15 protein-coding genes are annotated in these 17965 nt (G+C 58.4%); 1 reads left to right on the top strand and 14 read right to left on the bottom strand.

The window, feature by feature from the left end; genetic code table 11:
* Positions 1-72: 72 nt before the first annotated feature.
* From KJB29_RS16460 to KJB29_RS16445, 4 genes are all read right to left on the bottom strand, one after another.
* Complete coding sequence (locus tag KJB29_RS16460; protein ID WP_246561770.1) at positions 73-426, bottom strand: hypothetical protein; 354 nt, start codon at positions 424-426, stop codon at positions 73-75.
* A 1-nt stretch (position 427) separates the two neighbouring features.
* The gene (locus KJB29_RS16455) at positions 428-2557 is read right to left on the bottom strand and encodes a type VI secretion system Vgr family protein (protein WP_004513997.1); all 2130 of its coding nucleotides are present in this window, start codon (positions 2555-2557) and stop codon (positions 428-430) included.
* An 89-nt stretch (positions 2558-2646) separates the two neighbouring features.
* Entirely contained in the window at positions 2647-3525 is an 879-nt protein-coding gene (locus tag KJB29_RS16450) for a peptidoglycan-binding protein (protein WP_004513996.1), read from the bottom strand.
* Positions 3526-3547: 22 nt separating this feature from the next.
* Positions 3548-4438: a nuclear transport factor 2 family protein gene (locus KJB29_RS16445; protein ID WP_004513995.1), complete on the bottom strand. Its 891-nt coding sequence runs from the start codon at positions 4436-4438 to the stop codon at positions 3548-3550.
* 372 nt (positions 4439-4810) lie between these two features.
* On the opposite strand from KJB29_RS16445, the gene KJB29_RS16440 reads away from it, so the two are divergent.
* Positions 4811-5887: an IS5-like element ISGme1 family transposase gene (locus KJB29_RS16440; RefSeq protein ID WP_011365646.1), complete on the top strand. Its 1077-nt coding sequence runs from the start codon at positions 4811-4813 to the stop codon at positions 5885-5887.
* Between the two features lie 207 nt (positions 5888-6094).
* Here KJB29_RS16440 and KJB29_RS16435 read toward each other — a convergent pair whose 3' ends face one another.
* The 10 genes from KJB29_RS16435 to KJB29_RS16390 all read right to left on the bottom strand — a co-directional run bounded on the left by KJB29_RS16435 (position 6095) and on the right by KJB29_RS16390 (position 17729).
* Positions 6095-6466, bottom strand: coding sequence for a hypothetical protein (locus tag KJB29_RS16435; protein ID WP_004513599.1), 372 nt, complete (start codon positions 6464-6466; stop codon positions 6095-6097).
* 136 nt (positions 6467-6602) lie between these two features.
* On the bottom strand, positions 6603-7391 hold the full coding sequence (locus KJB29_RS16430) for a hypothetical protein (protein WP_004513598.1): 789 nt from the start codon (positions 7389-7391) through the stop codon (positions 6603-6605).
* Between the two features lie 139 nt (positions 7392-7530).
* The gene (locus tag KJB29_RS16425) at positions 7531-8016 is read right to left on the bottom strand and encodes an Hcp family type VI secretion system effector (RefSeq protein ID WP_004513597.1); all 486 of its coding nucleotides are present in this window, start codon (positions 8014-8016) and stop codon (positions 7531-7533) included.
* Positions 8017-8112: 96 nt separating this feature from the next.
* On the bottom strand, positions 8113-9591 hold the full coding sequence (gene tssC / locus KJB29_RS16420) for a type VI secretion system contractile sheath large subunit (RefSeq protein WP_004513596.1): 1479 nt from the start codon (positions 9589-9591) through the stop codon (positions 8113-8115).
* A 12-nt stretch (positions 9592-9603) separates the two neighbouring features.
* A complete protein-coding gene (gene tssB, locus KJB29_RS16415; protein ID WP_004513595.1) occupies positions 9604-10092 on the bottom strand; it encodes a type VI secretion system contractile sheath small subunit in 489 nt (162 codons plus the stop codon).
* A gap of 84 nt (positions 10093-10176) precedes the next feature.
* The gene (locus tag KJB29_RS16410; protein ID WP_004513594.1) at positions 10177-10497 is read right to left on the bottom strand and encodes a hypothetical protein; all 321 of its coding nucleotides are present in this window, start codon (positions 10495-10497) and stop codon (positions 10177-10179) included.
* Between the two features lie 5 nt (positions 10498-10502).
* Positions 10503-11147: a hypothetical protein gene (locus KJB29_RS16405; RefSeq protein ID WP_004513593.1), complete on the bottom strand. Its 645-nt coding sequence runs from the start codon at positions 11145-11147 to the stop codon at positions 10503-10505.
* Between the two features lie 21 nt (positions 11148-11168).
* Positions 11169-13541, bottom strand: a complete 2373-nt coding sequence (gene tssA / locus KJB29_RS16400) for a type VI secretion system protein TssA (RefSeq protein WP_004513592.1) — start codon at positions 13539-13541, stop codon at positions 11169-11171.
* A 41-nt stretch (positions 13542-13582) separates the two neighbouring features.
* On the bottom strand, positions 13583-17047 hold the full coding sequence (locus tag KJB29_RS16395; RefSeq protein ID WP_004513591.1) for a type VI secretion protein IcmF/TssM N-terminal domain-containing protein: 3465 nt from the start codon (positions 17045-17047) through the stop codon (positions 13583-13585).
* A 1-nt stretch (position 17048) separates the two neighbouring features.
* Positions 17049-17729 (bottom strand): DotU family type IV/VI secretion system protein, encoded by a 681-nt coding sequence (locus KJB29_RS16390; protein ID WP_004513590.1) that lies wholly within the window; start codon positions 17727-17729, stop codon positions 17049-17051.
* Positions 17730-17965 lie beyond the last annotated feature (236 nt).

Below are 17965 nucleotides of genomic sequence, written 5' to 3'. Positions count from 1 at the left end.
CTCCTGAGGGCGACTGCCAATGCCAACAAAGTTACAGAACAGAAACTTCGACTAGCGGAAGATTGGCGCTAATCAGGTAAAATTATCAATCCGGCAGACAAGTCGTTTTTGCTCGGCGATTGAAAGCCCGGCCATGCACTCTTTCAATGCAGGATGAAATAGAGCCTCGGCTCGCTCGGCGCCGTCCAGTTCAGGAGAGATGATTTCTTCCGGGATGCGACTGATAGTTGCCCCACGAAGTACGGCACCGTACGGATCGTCGGCCACGAGCACCGTTTCGTGCTCGCACCAGGAGCTTTTCCTGAAACGCAATGCGAGGGCTGTGCTCCATTGGGAGCAGCCAAGGGAGGTTACAGTTCCAATGCCGGTTATGACGACACGATCCGTAACCGTTTTGTCTGGTTGGTTGCGGGACTGGGACGCCATTTCAATTCACCGAAGTCCTGGCACCCTTTATAACGATTTCACCGCTGGCTTTCTCGGTTATGGTCGCTCCCGTAACGACAATCTCGCCGCTGGATTTCAGGGAGATGGTAGAGCTGCCCGTCTTGAAGATGATCTCGTCATCGGCTTCCAGAACTATCGCCTTGGCCTTCACGGTGGTGTTCTGGCTGACCGTTGCCGAGAGGTTCTGCCCCACGGTGAGCGAGCGGTTCCCGGCCACCTTCTCGGTCATGTGAGCGCCGACCAGCACCGCCTTGGTCACCCCCACTTCCTCGGCCTTGGCGCCGATGACGGTCTCGTTCATGACCCCACCGACGCTGACCTGATAAAGTCCGCCGATGGTCAGCTCCTTGGCAAGCCCAACCGTTTCCGCAGAGTTGAGCCCCACCGTCTCGGTCTTGTTTGAGCCGACGGAAATACTCTTATTGGCACCGATGATTTCGGTGTGGTTGGCTCCCACCTGCACCATCTGGTCAACTCCGACGGTCTTCAGCCGGTTGTTTGCCACATGTAGAGCCTCGTCGTGTTCAACATTCTGGGTCTTGTCGTTCTTAACCAGGATGTTCCAGTCCTTCTCACTCTGAAGGTAGATCTCCTCGCTACCCTTTTTGTCTTCGAAGCGAAGTTCGTGGTAGTTGTCGCGGCCGCCGTTGGGATAGCTGCGGGTACGGATGCCGCTTTGGGTTTTGTTGGCGGGGAGGGAAAAGAGTGCGGGAGATTCGGCGTTGTTGACGCTGCCGACGATAATGGGACGATCCGGATCTCCATCGATAAAGTCGACCAGTACCTCGTCTCCAATCCGGGGGATGTTAATCATGCCCCAACCGTTTCCACTCCAAGTCTGCCCTATGCGGAGCCAGCAGGAACTCTTCTCGTCACGGCGGCCTTCCCTGTCCCAATGGAACTGAACCTTTATCCGACCATACTCATCGGCGTAGATCTCTTCGCCCTTGGGACCAACCACGATAGCGGTCTGAATCCCTTTTACTATGGGCTTTTGTCGAGTGGCAGTGGGGCGGAACGGGGTTGTTGCCGGAATGACAGTAAAACTGTTGCCGTACGAGAAAGGCCCTTGGGACATCTCCTCGAGCGACTGGGGTTGAGTGCCCGAATGAGAAACGTCCACAATGAGATATTCAATGTTCAGGCTCGCTGAATCGTGGCCAATGAGAGCAAAGTTGTACCCTGGCGTCAGTCGACAGGACGAACTCTGGCCATGACCCTGCTTCTGCATTGTCTTGAGTCCTTCCCTGTGGGCTCTGGCAAGTGCGCTACCCCTCTCTTGCGTAACATGGAGAGCGGGATACTCATAAATTTCCCGTTTTGACTCCTGCGAGTCGGATGCTTTCGCGGTCATGTCAACTGAAGGATTCTTGAAATTAAAGTTCCGATGAACGAATACCTCTGATGTCATCCTTTGGGACGAGGTAAAGCCATAGATGCTTTCTGTCTCAGCAACCATGCCGCCGTTTGAGTTGAAGGTAATCGAAGGATTACCGTTGATTGGAACGTGGACAACACTGCTGTCACTTATAACAAGAACATGCTTATCGGAATAATGCTCGAAAAAGTAAAACATCCCTTCTTCTTCGAGAAGTCGAGTTACAAAATCGAGATCCGTCTCCCTGTATTGAACGCAAAATTTCCGCAACCGCTCCTTGTTTTGGAGGGCAAAGCGGTATCTGTCCGAGGTGATACCACTTTCCTCCAGAAGCTGTTTGACGATGTCCTGGGTCATAGTGTTCTGGAAAATTCTGGAGTTTTTGCGCAGGGAGAGCTGAAAAACAGCCGGAACGATCTCGGCTTCATAGAGGCAATAATTGTTGCTACTTGAGCCAATACGCTCAAGTCGTCTGACAATCCCGTGAAAGTAGCGATCCTCTCCTCCGGCAAGCAAGTCTTTGTTGATAATTGTCAGCAGGGCTTCGCTACCGATTATGTCGTCGAAGGATTCAATTCCGTATGGAGTGGCAAAGGCAACGCTTACCGAGTATGGCAAGGACATCCACTCGTTAGCGGTAAAACTCACGACTGACATATCGGCTGCAGAACCGGAAACCTCGAACAGAAATGTCGCACTTGAAGAATTGTTGAATAAGTTGAGTATGTCCACCAGTGAGCGCCTCCGATTGATTATGAAAACGCCAGAACAAGCACTGAACGTCTAAATGAAGTGAATATTTGTCAATATGTGACATGATTTCAGAAAAACAACAGATAGGCAGCTGCTTTGGGGCCGACAATACCATTGTCGGGGAGCCCTTGTTTGCGTTGAAAGTCCTGAAGAGCTGTTTCTGTTTTCTTCCCGAAAACTCCGTCGGATTTGAGGTTGTAGCCACGGGACTTTAAGGCTTTCTGCAGTTGAACTACTTTTGGCCCCCTGTCGCCCTTCTGCAACCAATCAAACATCGAACGATGGCGTGAAGAAGAGCTTGTGCTTGCTGGCCTTGTTGTCTCGGGGATTTTGGCCTCTGGCAGGCGTTTTGAAATCGGTCCTAACAAGCCGGCATTGTGCCATTCGAGGAGCTTTTCTTTGCTGACTTCGAAGTGCATGGAGTCTTCTGTCGGAAATGTTCCACCCCAGTACCATTTGTACTTATTGAAAATCGGAGCTATTACATTCAACGCATGCTGACTTTTATTATCACCTCGACCATCAAGCAAACCATCAATCTTAAGGTCTATTGCTGTGCCCCATGAGTGGTTGCTTATAGGCCTATTCGGACAACCAATTGGTTTTTTTGCCGTCGGCCTTTGGTAGCGTACAACAAGCATTCCTTCTTGGCTCAATCTGTCATAAATGTCTTTGTGTTGTTTACTAATATCAGCCATTACAGTTTTTAGGCTTTCAACCGCAAGACCAAGTCCATTGACCTTGAATGGCCCGACGTCAACGCCTCTCACCATTAATTTTTCTAATTGAGGGTTGTTTAGCGGCCCATCTTTCTCTCCGTACATCCCATCAATTCTTGGTTTACCGAGTATACTAAATAAAATTTGATTTCTTGCGCTGGTTAGATTTAAGTTGACATTAGAAAGAGGGCCTTCAAGCTTGGAATACTTGGATTTTTCTCTATACATGATTATTCTCCCAAGCCTTCTGCTATTTTTGTAACAATCGCATGTAACTCTGATCTGCTAAACTCCTAGCTTCTAGGTTGGGATTTGATTGCCCCTTTATGTCAACCTCGTAATTAATGTCTTCGAATTTTTTAAGCCCTTTAATCAACAATACTTCTTTGACTTTTTTTGCATCAAGCGCTAGGTCTCCCTTGTATTTATCCAATTTCAATATAACTGCAAACGGTTTCCCGTTTGCCAATCTCCACTCCAACACTCTATTTGTGACAGTAGAAATAATTTGAGCCGGTAAATCCAAAACAAAATTTTTATTATCTGAAACCTGGACATACTCACAACAGGCGCTATAGTTAATCTCTATTTTGTATTTATAAGGACCATTACATATAATTGGCATGTCTTGACCCTCTTCAATGTCGCTAAATTTATTCTTACAATCTTTATTAAACCTAGTGAACGCACTTGAAAATTTAGTATCTACTATTGAAAACAGCATCTCTTCCCGAACTATTTTTAGCTTTTCGTCCTCCAATGACAAATCAAGCACTTTATAGCCTTTGTCTTTATAAGTGCCTGATTCCCACGTCTGCTCAAACTTTACCAATGCTGTCGTTCCGGAAATCGTGATTTCCGGGGAATTTGCTGCAACCAACATTTTTTTCTTGAACATCGTTTTTCTATCTTTAAGCCAGGAATCATGGTCAAACTTGCGCATACTTTTCCCTGATCGCTTAATGCCTACAAAACTCTCTGAATAGAGAGCGGCATAGTCAGGATATGAACCTTTGTTCTGAGCGGCCAGCCAGTCGTTCAGGAATATTTTCACGTCCGATTCGCTGATGTCAGCGCCAAAAGACGTTGTTGCCAAAAATAAAACACTGATAACCGTTATTAGATTGCCTATAAATCTCATGTGACCCCCAGAGTATCGCGTATTCCGGCTATTACTCATACAGGTTAAACTCTTGGACCACCCTACCCGTCTCCAAGCATTGAATTGATCGATTTATTTAAACCAAAGGGTTCTGACCTTGTCTTATTTCTTGTCTCATGCCTGGCAATGCCCCTAACTACTCCGACTTTTAACGCTAATTCTTTCTATTTTCTCGACGAAAGGTAATATTGGGGTCACAGACTTACACATTTGACAGTCTTATGTAATTGTCAAATGTGTAGGTCTGACCCTTTAACAGGTTGTTGAAAAACTAAACCTTTTTGATTCAATAAGTTAGCGAACTGTGCTATATTTTTACGCGTAACAATCTGAATTTACAGGAGAAAAGTTATGCGCGGCGCCGAGACAAAAACCGAAGCTCTGTTCTGTTATCTCTCCCCTGAGTCGTACGTCCCGAAGGACCACCCCTTGCGGTCGATCAGGGCGATGGTGGATAAGGCCCTTGCAGAGCTCAGCCCGCAATTCGAGGCCATGTACTCCCACACCGGCCGGCCCTCGATTCCTCCTGAGCAGTTGCTTAAAGCACTTCTGCTTCAGGCGCTGTACACCATCAGGAGTAACCGTCTGCTGGTGGAGCAGATCAGCTACAGCATCCTGTTCCGCTGGTTTGTGGGATTGGCCCTGGACGAGAAGGTCTGGGACCACTCCTCGTTTTCCACCAACCTGGAGCGGTTGATCGATACCGACGTGGCACGGCTGCTCTTGGCAAAAGTAGTTGAGCAGGCCCGAAGGGCAAAGCTGTTGTCCGACGAGCACTTCAGCGTTGACGGCACCCTCATCGAGGCGTGGGCTTCTATCAAGAGCTTTCGGCCCAAGGATGGACCAAAGCCTCCAGTGGGTCGTAACACGGAGCGTGATTTCCACGGCGAAAAGCTCAAAAACGACACCCATGCCTCCACCACCGATCCGGATGCGCGGATTGCCAGGAGAAGCTCGGGCAAAGAGGCGAAGCTCAGTTACCACGGGCACGCTCTCATGGAGAACCGCAACGGGATCATCGTCGATGCCAGAATCACCCACGCAACCGGTACCGCTGAGCGGGATACCGCAGTCGAGATGATCGCAGACGTCGCCGGTAACAAGCGGATCACCATGGGCGGCGACAAGGGCTACGACACCAAAGAGTGCGTCAAAGATCTGCGAGCACTCAAGGTAACCCCTCACATTGCTCAGAACACCGCTAACCGCCGCTCAGCCATCGATGGCAGGACTACCCGCCACGAAGGCTACAAAACCAGCCTGAGGATTCGCAAGCGGATCGAAGAGGCCTTCGGCTGGCTCAAGACTGTCGGCAATCTCCGCAAGACCCGGCATCGGGGAATAGCGAAAGTCGACTGGTACTTCACCATGGCCATTGCGGCATACAATCTGGTCCGGCTGCGCAATCTCGGGACGAAAACGGCATAATCAGGGGAATAATGCGACTCTTGGTGGCAAAGCCCGCCCGAAAAGGCCAAATCAAGGTAAAAAGCAAAGTTTCAAAGAACGAATAGGGCGAGATCAATGCAACTATCGGCCTAAAATGATCTCCTTGAAGGGGATTGCCCTGGAAATGAAGGAGTTTTTCAACGGCCTGTTAAGGCTTCATGAGCAATGGATGCAAACCTGATTGAATCAGCAGGTCGACAGGTAAATGAGCAACTTGTTCGCCCCCTTTACCCGAGCAAAGAAGCCTTCCAGAAGCGGCGATTTTACAAAGGGGTCCGCGCCATAGAGTCGCTCTCCGACGGGTCCATGATCGCGCAGAATTTCACTCATCGCCGGGGACCCGGCGGCCATATTCTCCGGAGGGTCCGAACGCTGATTCTCGGACTTGCTGATTATCGCCTCGACATCCTGAGATGAAAACTGCACGACTGCCATGAGTTCCCAGTCCGCTGGTCCCATCGCCCCGGAGCCTTCTCTCTCGACAATCCTCCACCAAGCGGCTTTCGGCGGGAACGGAAGAGCTATCAATTTCGATAGCCCGGCAACATCAGTCCTCATGGCAGCACTCCTCCTGGGCACTTGGCCCTCAGTGCAGCTGACGCAGGCAAGCCCGGCGATCAACACCGCCAAGGCCACACAACAATGTACAAATCCTCTAACACTCATGCAGTTTCCTCTACGGTGTCACAGTCTGTTACGAATGCGCCGATTGTCCGCAGGCTTTCTCTCTCGTGAAGTCCGTGCTTCGACGTTTTGGACTGATACCTTGGGGGGAACCGAGCCCGACCCACTCAACCCTGCGGTTGATCGTCGAGGTATTCATATACTGGTGTGCCAGGCCGGTGACCTCAAAGATTCCATTCGCCGAGTCCGGGATTCCGCTCGCTATGTCTGCGGCGCCGGGATTGAAATTGTAGCGGTCTTCGGCATGGAGGGTCATCTGCATGACGAAGGAATGCACGCCATTTGCGATTTCCACATCCACATCCGCACTTAGCCAGATGACGTGGGCTCCTATGGCTTTTTGCCAGTTTTCTGTCTTGGGATAAGGAAATGACGGATAGCGGATGCTTCCGACAGGGATTGCACTGCCGCTCATCTGAAAAAGCACAGGACTTTGTCCCTTAAAGTACTCGCCATAGAGAAGTTCGGCTCCCTGCCGTGCATCCAGAACAGCACTTGAAAGGATCACCGCACCGCTCGGATCACTCGAGACGAAACGCTCATACGAAAACAGATGATCTTTTCCATTCCCTCGCAAGAAATGTCGGTACGCGGCGAGGGCGTCGGGAAGGTTGTTGTGGGGCACGAACGGGACACCCTGAATCGCCTCAACACCCTCCAGCCGGGAAATCCAGCGGGCATACTCCTCATAATCCTTTGCCGTCGGCTTCCGCCGAGCGAAAGAATCAAGAAATCCGTTATCGTGTCGAATGTTTTTCGGCCGAGTTGGTGGTCCGATCGCGTACTGTGCGACTGGCATGTTCCTTCCTTTCAAGGATTATCAGTCTAAAGTAGGATTCGCTCAATTCAGACAAGAGCAACAAGAGACTCATATGATTAAGGAGCTGTGGAATCCCTCCCTCCCCGCCAGCGGGGAGGGAGGAACATCGGACAACTAACTACTTGGGCACGCTCCAGGAATCCTCGGCTTCGATGCCGTTGGGCTCCCAGGTCCACTTGATCTTGCGGTAGGTGAAGGCCACTTCTTCCATGTGGCGGTAGGGATTGTTCTCCTCCAGGAGTGTTACCGGCATGTAGGGCTTCATGCTGACCACGATGGCGTCTTCGAGCTTGATGGTGTAGTAGTGCTCCTCGGTCCCCTGCTTGGTGATGCGGTAGAACTTGAGGGTGACGTCCTTTAGGTGCTCACCAGTGCAGAGGGCCTGGTACATCTTGGGGGAGCTGGCGTCGAACTCCTTTACGATGCTCAGGGGGCCGTGAACCCGCTTGCCGGTGGGAAGCCCCGAGTGGGGATCCTTCGGCATGTGGATGTCGTGATTCATGGAGTAGACGAGGATGGTTTTTTCACGTCCCTGCAGTTCACAGGAACCGTCAATCTTCCCCTGTTTTTCACCGGTGAGGGTGAGGTGTGCGGGCATTGCCATTGATTACTTCCTCCTTGTGGTGTGGGATACGCGGCCAGGGATGGGCCGTATTGCAAACACATAAACCGTGAATTCATCGCTCACGACTGTACGAGCTTATTCTTTATCCAGCTTTCCAACCAAAGAGAGGGTAAAATAAGCCCCCATGTACTTGAAGTGGGGGGTAACCTTAAGGCCGACCCGGTACCAGCCGGGCTCGCCGGGGACTTCCTCTACGGTGACCTGGGCCTGGCGCAGGGGCCTTCTGCTCCGCACGCCGGGCATGGGGTTGTCCATCTCGGAGACATACTGGCGGATCCAGAGGTTCAGCTCGTTTTCCAGGTCGCCCCGCTCCTTCCAGGTGCCGATGTGCTCCCGCTGGATGACTTTCAGGTAGTGGGCGAGGCGGCTCACGATGAACATGTAGGGGAGCTGGAGCCCCAGCTTGTAGTTGAGCTCGGCCTCTTTCCCCTCCTTGCTGGTGCCGAAGTATTTCGGCTTCTGCACGGAGTTGGCGGAGAAGAAGGCGGCGTTGTCGCTCCCCTTTCTCATGGTGAGGGCGATGAACCCTTCCTCGGCCAGTTCGAATTCGCGCCGCTCGCTGACGAGCACTTCCGTGGGAATCTTGGTCTGGATGGCCCCCATGGCCTCGTACTGGTGGAGGGGTAGATCATGCACCGCGCCGCCTCCCTGGGGGCCGATGATGTTGGCGCACCAGCGGAAGTTGGCGAAGCTCTCGGTAAGCCGCGTGGCAAAGGAGAAGGCGGCGTTCCCCCAGCAGTAGCGGTCGTGGCCGGCGGAGACGCTCTCCTCGTAGTTGAAGCTCTTCACCGGCTTGGTGGCCTCGCCGTAGGGGAGCCGCAGGAGGAACCGGGGCAGGGCCAGCCCCACGTAGCGGGCGTCCTCGCTCTCCCGGAACGACTGCCACTTGGCGTACTGGGGGCCTTCGAGGATCGACTTGATGTCTTTGAGGTTCGGCAGCGCCGTGTAGTCGTCGCAGCCGAAGAACTGGGGGGAAGCGGCGGCGATGAAGGGGGCGTGGGCCATGCCGGACACGGCGGCCAGGCTCTGGAGAAGCTTGATGTCCTGGGGGCCGGGGCCGAAGTCGTAGTTGCCGATAATGGCGCCGTAGGGTTTGCCGCCGAACTGGCCGTACTCGGCGGAATAGACGGTCTTGTAGAGCCCCGACTTGGCCACCTCGGGAGCATCCTCGAAGTCGTCCAGGAGCTCATCCTTGGTGGCGTTCATGATCTCGATCCGGTTGTTCTCCCGGAAGTCGGTCCGGTCCACCAGGAAGTGGAGGGAACGCCAGGAGGATTCCAGCTTCTGGAACTGGGTATTGTGGAGGATCTCGTCCATCTGCCGGGAAAGCTTCTTGTCGATCTCGGCGATCATGTCGTCGAGGACCGCCTTGGAGACCTTCGGGGTCTCGGTCCCCGGCTCCAGAAGTTGGGTGATAAGGGCCTCGACCCCCTTCTTGGTGATGGAGTAGGCCTCGTCGGCGGGCTGGAGCTTCGTGGCCTGGACAATCTCCTCCAGAAGCGATCCTTCTATCCGGCTCTCGACTGCTGCGGTGTTTTGCTGTTCTACGCTCATGGTTGCTCCTCCTTACCCTTCCTCGATGCCGATTTCAGCCAGAAGCTTGGCCCGGGCCGCGTCGTCGGTGATCAGTTCCTGGATCTTCCTCCGGAAGTCGGGAACGTTGGAAAGCGGCCCCTTGAGGGCCCGCAGGGCCTCCCGCAGCTCCAGGAGCCGCTTCATCTCGGGGACCTGCTCCACCACCGCCTCGGGGCCGAAGTCCTTGAGTGACTCAACCTTCAGGTTCACCGGCAGCTCGTCCCCGGCCTCGCCGGCGAGCCGGTTGGGGACGGCGATGTTCAGGGAGATCCCCTGGGCCTTCATGACGTCGTTGAAGGTCTCCTTGTCGATGGCGACGGGGTCCCGCTTCTCGACGGGGCGTTCGTCGGGGGTGCCGGTAAAGTCCCCCATAACGAGCATTTTCAGCGGCAGCTCAACCTCTTCGGCAGCGCCGTCCGAGGCCGGACGGTAGACGATATTGACCCGTTCCTTCGGTGCTACGGATGCTTCTTTCGACATGTCCTTCTCCTTTCGTACGATCGTAACGGTGACTGTTTCTCCCTCCGTGGAGGACGCAATCAGCGTAAGGGTTATGAAAATCCATCAAAGACCTTGAGCAACCCTGGCAGCTTCAGTCTTCCAGTTGGTTGCACCCATGAGCATGCACACCCAGTAGGAAGTCCCCTTCTCTTTGACTCTCCGTGCCATCTTGCGTAATTCACGCTGAACATCTTTGGGGTTGAGGTAAACGCCCGGACGAGGAACGAAGTCCATGGCTTGCGAACAGCTTTTAACTTCCGAAATCATCTTTGGTAGTACGGCAACAAGCTCTTCGTTCATTTCCCAACTGGCAGTCTCATGCTTTCCCCAGAAGCCTTCCACAATAACCCTCAGATCATGTTTTTCTGTATCGGCCAATGCCATGAACGTCATTTCTCCTTTGCGGAAATAGTGGACAAGACTTCGATGAACTTCTTGTCTTCACAATTGCTCTCCAGACGCATAAGGAAATTTCGGGAATGCGCATTAGCAACTAACGCCACATTTCGGTAAGGGCCTGGACCTTCCGTTATCTGGTAGATCGTGACCGGACCCTTGCGGTACACAGCCAGCCGTGGATTTGTGGAGAAGAATCCCCGTTTCATCGACAGCATTAGTCGCCAGCTCTTGCGATCATCCTTTCCGGAAGGCTCTGGATCTTTAGGCGTTTTGGTAAAGAGAACGTTGGCTGCCTCAATTACCGACAGTCCGCGTTTGGGAAGTTTGAGGGCACTGAATGTTTCTCTGCTGAGCAGCAAAGGCTCCCCGCTCTTGAACCTGAAGACGCTCAGGTTGTCTCCTATCCCCACAGAAGCCACATCGGATGGCACCCGAAATGAGCCCCCCCCGAACAGAACCGTAATGCTTTCATCCGACGATGGCGCTTCCGGCCAGGGGGTCTCGACCGCAACAGTCTCACAACCGGGACCTTTGCATATCGGAATACTCCCCTCAGCTTTACGGAAAGCATCGCAAGGCCCGGCAAGAAATGGCAAAAGAATGATAGTTAACCCTACCAGCCAGATACATTTCACTTGTTATCCTCCACGATGTTCTTACCCCTTGGCCAGCCGCACCATCTCCACCGGGTCGAGGCGGGCGATGCGGTGGAGGGCCTCGGCGGCCTTCTCCTTGAAGCGGGGTTCGGCCTGGGAATCGAAGCCGATCCAGGCGAGCTTCAGCCCCCGCAGGGCCAGGGCCGGGTCGTACTCTTCGAGGCCGAAGGCCCCAATGTCGGCCACGACCTGCTCCAGGTGGGGGAGCGCCAACTTCGCCCGGTTGGTGTTCACGAGGAGCTGGGCCAGGGCGAGGCGCCAGTGGAGTTTTTCCTTGCGGGAGGCACCGTTGCCCAGGTGCCCCTGGAACCGCTCCACCGCCTCCAGGAGCTTGCCGCTCCGGATGAGGGCCTGGGCCTCATCAACCTCTTGGGCGATGGCCTCGGCCCGGCCTTCGGTATCGGCTTCGGCGGGGCATTGGGCGGCGGATGACTCCCGCTGCATGACCCCCGCGAGCCACTGGCGGGTCTCCCCATCGGCGAAGGGAGTGCCGTCGGCAAAGGAGAGCCCCTCAAGGCCCGGAAGCCGCCCCGCAAGGGCCGCCGTCTCGGCGCAGACCGCCTCGCGGGCAGAGGAGAAACGGTCGCCAAGGCGGGAAAGGGCTTCGGCGGTAAATCGGTTCAGGTCAAGCCAGAAGATGAACTGGGGAAGCCGCGCTTCGGCGGCCTTGAGGAGCGCTTCGCCGTCGCCGTGGCTGGCCAGCTCCTGGAGGAGAGTCAACACCTGGCGCTCGGGAGGGGGGATGCGGGTGCGGCCGTTCACAGCCGGCGGAAGCTCCGTAACTTGACCCCAGGCGGCGAGCCGTGAAAGACGGTAAGGTACCGGACTTGAGGGGTCCTGCTGGAGCAGGGCTCCGGCAGCCTCCCCCACTTGCCGCAACCCCGCTTCGAGGGCCTGAAGGGGTGAGCCTGGGATGCTTGTCTGCCGGGGGACCTCCACGGGGCGGACAGCGACCTGGCTCGGGGGGGTAAAGAGATCGGCCGGCGCCTCGGCCTGAACCGGCGGTGGGGCCGCGGCTTCGGCAACCGCCTCCACGTTCACTTCCGGCGCCATATCCACTACCAGCTCCCGCAATTTGGTGAGGGACGGGGCATTCTCCAGGCGCTCGCGCAGGAAGCGGTCGATGGCGCCGAGGGTCTCCAGCACGATGACGTGCTGTTCCCCCGGCAGGGTCTGCTCCCCCTGCTGGCGCAGGGCGATCTCGGTCCGGTCCAGCCACCACTCCACGCTCCGCTGACGTCCCCGCATCCGGGTGGGGTAGAGGTCGTTCCAGAACCGCTCCAGGAGATCGCGCCAGACCTTGAGCCCCAGGGCCAGGCCGTCGCCGCCGCGGGTCTGGACGAGCCCCACGGCCAGGTAGCTGGCCACCAGGAGGTCCTTGGAGCGGGTGGCCAGGATGTCGGCTGATAGCCGCACCACCTTCTCCCAGTCGATGTTGCCGGCGATGGCCGGGGAGGTTAGTTTGTCCACCTCGGCCTGGAGAGTGTCGAAGAGGGGATCGTAGCGGACGTCGTCACCCACCGGCTGGTCGGGGCGAACAGGCTCTTTTCCCAGGGTTGCTATATCCATGGCGTACTCCGTTCCGATGCTGTTGGGCCACCCCGCGGCATCCGAGGCGGACCAGAGGTGGAGAAAATCCCCCGGAGCCAGGGCCCGCCGGTAGGAGGCGAGAAAGGAGCGCTCCAGGGTTCCCCCCATGAAGAGGGCATTGGGGACTCCCTTCGCCGCCCCCTTGGCCAGCAGGTGCCAGAGGCTCACCAGGGTGATCTTGTCGTTGACCGGCCCACGGTCGAGCCGCACCGAGAACTCGTCCCGCCCGGCCCGTTCGGCGGCTACCTTTTCCAGCCGGGGAATGTCCAGGAACGAGGCGTAGGGGTCCAGGGGGGAGCCGAGGCGATTCAGCCCCCCGCGGCGTTCGGCCAGCTCGTCCCACTCGGCGGCAGGGGGACGCAGCCCCTGGAGCCCCTCTTCCAACTTCCTGAGGTCGCCGAAGGTATGGGTGGCCAGGAATTCGATCTGGCACCAACTCTTCTCCGCGGCAAAGGGGAGGAGGTCCCATTGCCCCTCCCACCCCTCCAGGGGACCGCTCCCCATGATAAGGAGGGGATAGGGGCGGCCGAGGCTGTCGCTGGAGACCCGCACCACTCCCAGGACCAGTGGGTCCCGGCCATAGCCCCGGGCCCAGAAGCGCCAGGAGCAGAACGCGGGCGGGGCGTCGCTTCGCTCCGCCAGGAGCCGGTAGCCGCTCTCCACCCATTTCGTGAGGCCCTCCACGAAGGGGGAAGCATGGCCGAGGCGGAAGTAATCGGCCGCCGCCGGGTGCTTGCCGAAGGCTGACCAGTTCCAGCCGGTTGTCATGTCAGTGCCGAGCATCAGTCGCACTCCTTCTCATCCGTGAGATTGGGGGGCTGCCGTTACCAGCACCGGGCGATGACCCGGGGGGCCGTGGCGCCGGCCATGGCGCTCCCCTGTTTGACCACCTGCCCTCCCCCCATGATCTGGTAGTTGACGCGGATATGCTTGATCCCCATCCGCTCAAGGGCCTCCTTCTCGCCGGGGAACTCCCGGGCCGGGAAAGTGCGCGAACCGCCGGCAAACTCCCGGAGGAAGTCGGGGAAGGCCTGGGGACCGCCGTAACGTTTGGTGAGAACCTGGTCACCCACCTCGATCTGAAAGATGACGTCGCCGCAGGTTTCGGGGGACCAGTAGAAGGTCTTCCCTACGGGGAAGTTCTGGTTCACGAGGGTCTGGGGGGTGCCAGCGCACTGGAGCTCCAGCCGGGTGGCGTGGGGCCTGATCCGGGCATCGGCGTTGGCGTCGGTGGGAAGCCCCTTGACGGCCACGGTGTAGTTGGGCTGGCGCCCCCCAGCCGAGGCCTGAATCTGGGCACCCTTGGAGAGGAAGGCGAAGAGGGCCCCCTCGATGGGGAGTGCCACCCCGAGGGCCTGCCGGGGCGCGTAGCCGGCGGCGGTCCCCCGGATGAAGGGAGCTGCGGGCCCCTTGACGAAGCGCCAGGCAAGGCCGTCGGGGCCAAGGAGCAGGGGGCCCGCCTGCTGGGGGGGCATCCCGAGGGTGGCGGCGATCACCTGCTCCTCCCAGAGGGTCTGGAGCTGGCAGCCGGCCTCATGCCGGACGTAGGTCCAGAGGTAGTCGAGGGGGCCGGTCACGAGCCGCCAGAAGGCTTCGTCGGCTCCGGCGCCGGCAACTCCGGCCCGAAGGCGGCCGGCTGCGCCCCAGGCGGCCATAAAGGGGGTCTTGCCGGTGGCCGGGTCGTCGCCGAAGGTCTGAGTGGCCAATTGGAAGGCCTGCTGCCGCGACGATGCCGCCGGCGCGATGGCCGCCAGGGCCGTCTGGTACTCCTGCCAGGCCTTCGGGGCCGCCAGGGGCGTTTCGATCCCCTTGGCCACGGCGGCATCGGGATGAATCCTCTCGCCGAGGGAGTTGATGAGACGCTTGCCGCTCTCGGCGGCCTTCCCCACGGCGCCCGGAACCGCACCCCCCGCCCGGGCCACCTGAAAGGCATAGAGCTGGACCACAAAGGGAGGTACCCCCTCCTTGCCCACGAGGGTATCGAGCTCGGCGGACATCCGGTTGATGAAGGCGAAATAGGGCCCCTGGTCTGTGGCCATTCTGGCGGCCGTCTGCTGCCAGTCGCGGACAGTGCGGAGCCGCTCCTTTCCCGTGGGGAACGCCGCGGCAAGCCGTTGCCACGCCGCCAGGCAACTCCCCCGGTACCAGGAGCCAAGGCCGCCCTTGCCCGCCGCCACGAGGCGCGGGTCGCCGAGGGCCGTCTCCAGCTCGGCCACGAGGCTGTCCATCTCCCCCTTCCCCTTGCGGGTAAAGGAGGGGGGAACCGCTGCCTCTCCCGGGAGCGGCGCGCCCCCTCCCCAGAATTCGGCCATGGTCACCGACGGAAGCCCCGACTGCCGGTCGATCCACGGGGCAAGCCAGGAAAGGCTTCCCCCCTTGAGGCCTATGATCTGGCGGAGCCACCCCTGAAGCTGGGCCGTCTCCTTGGCAAGATCGGGGGAATCTGCCCGCCAGGCCAGGTAGTGGAGGTAGAGGGTGCCGAACCGCTTGCGGGCATCAGCACCGGCGGCGGTTTCGCCGGCCAGGAAGGAGACCGAAGCCGGCTGGGGCATGGCGCTCAGTTCCGGCAGCTTTTTACCGTTCATGCCGGCGTTGAGGATATTGATCCGCCGGGTCAGATGGATGGCGTACTGGGCGAAGAGCTCGTCGGGGGTGCCAGCGGAAAGGCCCGCGACACCGGTGGCCAGCTGCCGGTCGTAGGGGGTCAGGAAACCGTCCCGGAACTGGCGGCAGAACCTCTCCTTGAGGGTCCGCTCCACCTTGACGCTCTCCGTGAGGCCAAAACGGGGAATCCACCAGGAGCGGTTCCGCTCCTCCACCTTCAGGATTCCCTGGCGGAAGGCGTCGAGCACTAGGAGATCGCTGGTGGGGTTGCCGGCCAGCCGCGGAGTCCGCTCGAACTGATGGGAGACCTGGCGGATGGTGGTCATGTTCTTCACGAAGGAAAAGGAAAGGAGACCACAGAGGGCCACGCCCAGGAGCATCCAGGAGACGAGCCCCAGGTTCCCGGTGAGGGCCCGCCACTCCACGGCACGGCGGGTCGGCGCCAGGAGCGCCCGGTCGGCGGGGAGAATCCTGGCGAAAAAGTCGTGGAGAAAGAGACCCTTGCTGGTGCCGGGGAGCGCCGCCATTTCCCCCGAGAGGCCCAAGGCCTCGGAGAAGCGGGAATGGGGATTCCCCTCCTGGCGGCCGCTGGAGAAGAAGAGCCCCCGCATGACCGGGGTCTCCTGGTAGGGGTTTTCCCGGAAGGCCCCCTCCATGAAGGCGGCGAGGGCATCCCGCAGGACCGCGAACTCCTCGGGAAAGAGGACGAGCCCCGGATCCGCTTCCCGGGCCTCGGGCTGGTGGAGAAGCAGCAGCCGGAGGGTCCGGAGCCGTTCCACCACGGCGGCAACCGCCTTGTCGGTGAAGGTGACCACGTCCGTGGCCAGTTCCTGGTTCACCATCCCCATGGGCTGCCGGAGGGCCTTTTCCGGCAGAAGCCCGGCAAAGCGGTTCATCCCCTCAACCAGATCGCACTTGGTGACGAGGACATAGATCGGGAACCGCACCCCCAGGGCCCGCATCAACTCGTCGATGCGGCTCCGCATGGTGCGCCCCTCCTCCGCGTTCTCCTCGCGCCCCGCCGCCAGGAGCCGGTCTGCCGCCACGGTGACGATGAGGCCGTTCAGGGGCTCTTTCTTCCGGTACTTGACGAGGAGCGACAGGAACTTCTGCCACTCGTCCCGGTCCTTCTCGCTGTCGATGGGAACCGCGTAGCGACCGGCCGTGTCGATGACGATGGATTCCTCGAAGAACCACCAGTCGCAGTTGCGGGTGCCGGAAACGCCGGAGGCCCGGCAGACGTCGATGAAAGGGGATGACAGGCGGGCGCTGTTGAGGGAGGTGGTCTTCCCGGAGCCGCTCTCGCCGATCACCAGGTACCAGGGGAGGACGTAAAGGGGGTTTCCCTGCTTCTTGAGATGGGAATTCTTCAGGGTGCCGATGGCATCCTTCCACTGCTCCTGGAGCTGGGTAAGGTGCTCCCGCTCCTTGCCGGAAAGGGCCTTCAGGAGCCCCTTGTCCCGGGCGATCACCTCCTGGACGAAATTCTGCTCCCGCTTGCGCAGCCACATGGCCCGCAGCAGCACAATGCCGACCCCGATCCCCGCCAGAAGGAGGAGGATGCAGAGGGCCACCCACCAGGGCCAGTCGAGGGCGAGCACAATACCAAAAACGAGAAGGACGACCACTGCCGCCCCTCCCGCCACGAGAAACCACTTGAGAAAGGTCACGAGCTTCGTTTTCATCTCAGTACGGCACCGTCCTTAAAAAATTCTCCCCCACCCCCGAAAGGGTGAAGCGGTAGACGAAGAAGAGAATGACAAAGAACACCGCCGGACCGGCGAGGCAGACGGCGGCAAGGGGGGAGAAACCGACCCGGCGCCGGGCCGGAGCCATGGCGGGCGCTCCCGCCGGATAGGCCTCCGGGAAGAGCTCGGTCCGCTCCAGGGACGGAAGCCCCACGGAGCTCCCCACGAGGAGCTTCAGCTGGGCGGTCTTCACCTGCTCCAGCTGATACTCGTCCCCCGGCTTGCAGAACCTGCCGGTGAAGCCGAGGGCGAGACAGAGGTAGTAGACCTCCCGCACCTCACGCTGGTGGAGCCCCAGGGCGTTCAGCCTGGTGAAGAACTCCTCACCCGCCTCGGTGGTGTTGTAGTGGAGGCGCTGGAGCTGCTCCCGGAGCCAGAGGCTCTTCTCGCTCCAGGCCGACGAGAGGACCGCCTCGTCGATCCAGGCGCAGACGGCGAAGCGGGCCAGCTCGAAGTCGTCGCGGGAGAACCCCTCCCGCCTGACGCACGACTCCCCCGAGGCCAGGAGGAGGTCGATTTCGCGGCGGACCTCCTGGTAGGAGGGCTGGCGCACCGCGGCCGTGCGGAGGAAGTGGGTGACATAGGCCACCAGTTCCGTGAAACAGTCAGTCAGATGCATGAAATAACCCTCATGGGAAAAACGGAGCAATCCGTCCCGACGCGATTGCCAGGACGCCGGACAGCACGGAGTCGGGTCGGCACGCCGTAAACGCCACGCCGCGCTCTGTCAGCACTGTTTTCCACGCTTTAGTTGTGATGTGTTGCAGGATGGGGGAGAATATGTCCTGGGGCGATTCAAAAGGGAATCGAAGGGGGTCCGCCTGTCTTGCGGAATCAGGTATCGTCGCCTCCTGC

Origin of the sequence: Geobacter grbiciae, assembly GCF_018531165.1 — a bacterium.
Lineage (GTDB): Bacteria > Desulfobacterota > Desulfuromonadia > Geobacterales > Geobacteraceae > Geobacter > Geobacter metallireducens.
This window is presented reverse-complemented; position numbering and strand designations above follow the sequence as displayed.